The 1225-nt window shown below is 54.2% G+C and carries 1 protein-coding gene; it reads right to left on the bottom strand.

Features of this window, described 5'->3' with window-relative positions; genetic code table 11:
* Nucleotides 1-22: 22 nt before the first annotated feature.
* Nucleotides 23-1009: an IS110 family transposase gene (locus WFP70_RS26465; RefSeq protein WP_337024901.1), complete on the bottom strand. Its 987-nt coding sequence runs from the start codon at nt 1007-1009 to the stop codon at nt 23-25.
* Between the last annotated feature and the right edge of the window lie 216 nt (nt 1010-1225).

Genomic DNA, 1225 nt, shown 5'->3' with positions numbered 1-1225 from the left:
CCCGCAGCTACCGTCTTGCACGTCAAGCCGCTACTGCGTAATTCTCGTCATATCTCTGCTGTTTCATCAGCACACCGAAGCAGATATGCACCAGCTTTCTCATCACACCACCCAGCGCTGATCTCTTCGCCTTGCCAGCCGAAACAAGGCGATCATAGAACGCTTTAAGATGAGGATTATGCTTCGCTGCGACCATGGCAGCCATATAGAGTTTGGCCCTCACCGACGGGGGGCCACATTTTGACAGTCTTGTCCTTCCCCGTACTGAGCTTCCGGAGCGCTTTTCCTTCGGGACCACCCCCAGCCAGGCCGCGGCCTGCTCCGCACTCCTGAAGTGATTTCCCCGCAGAACCGCCAGCATAGTGCTGCCAACCGCTTGACCGACCCCTTTTATTGACGTCAGATACTCCATATCCCGCTTCAGGTCGGGATGATTGTCGATATGGTCATCTATCAGTGCCTGGACGGCTTCCAGCTCGCTGTTCAGCGCCTGCAGTATCTTCCTGACTGATAACTCGACCCGTGCTGAGCCGCAGGTTGAAAGCAGCTTCTCAAGCCGGTTATTCTCGCGGTTTACATCCTGCACCAGCGCATCGCGTCTGCTGAGTAACGCTTTCAGTTCACGGATGGCCGGAGACGGTGGCTGCCATACATCCGGCTGGCGCAGGGCACCATAACGGGCCAGTACATCCGCATCGACAGTATCATTTTTGGTCAGAATGCCCATGCCCTGAGCAAAAGACCGGACACGCGCCGGGTTGGCTATTACAACGCGCACAGCCCGGTCATGAAGGCCATAAGCCAGATGCTCGTGATACGTGCCGGTGGGTTCCATGACGACCTGCACCTCTGAGTGACTGACCTTCTGTCTGGTCAGCCACTCCAGTACAGTGACGGCAACATCCGGCCCGTTGAGTAAAACTTTGGTCTTCTTACGACCGTCCGGACCATCAGGTTTGAGGCACAAATCTATTTTGCTTTTACCAACGTCAATTCCTAACTGGATCATAATGTTCCCCTTTCACATAGAAACCATCACGCCCGTTTTCCTTGTGCATACGGAGTCTGAGCTCCTGGCAACCGTTCAAAGTTAATGCTGGCGTGAAAGGTGAAACAGGGGAGCTAAGCTGCGGGACAAGGTCTTACCTTAATGGACGCGTCAGATTCACCCTGTTTCAGGTGAAGGTAGCTAACCATCACCTACTGCAGGATTCAAGATACAAGG

Origin of the sequence: Pantoea sp. USMM079, from assembly GCF_037153115.1 — a bacterium.
In the GTDB taxonomy this organism is placed as follows: Bacteria; Pseudomonadota; Gammaproteobacteria; order Enterobacterales; family Enterobacteriaceae; genus Pantoea; species Pantoea communis.
The sequence above is the reverse complement of the archived record's forward strand: the minus strand, read 5'-3'. Positions and strand labels throughout refer to the sequence as shown.

What these genes read in the sequence shown, in the direction of transcription:
- WFP70_RS26465 (WP_337024901.1), bottom strand. Translation starts at nt 1,009, where the DNA reads ATGATCCAGTTAGGAATTGACGTTGGTAAAAGCAAAATAGATTTGTGC.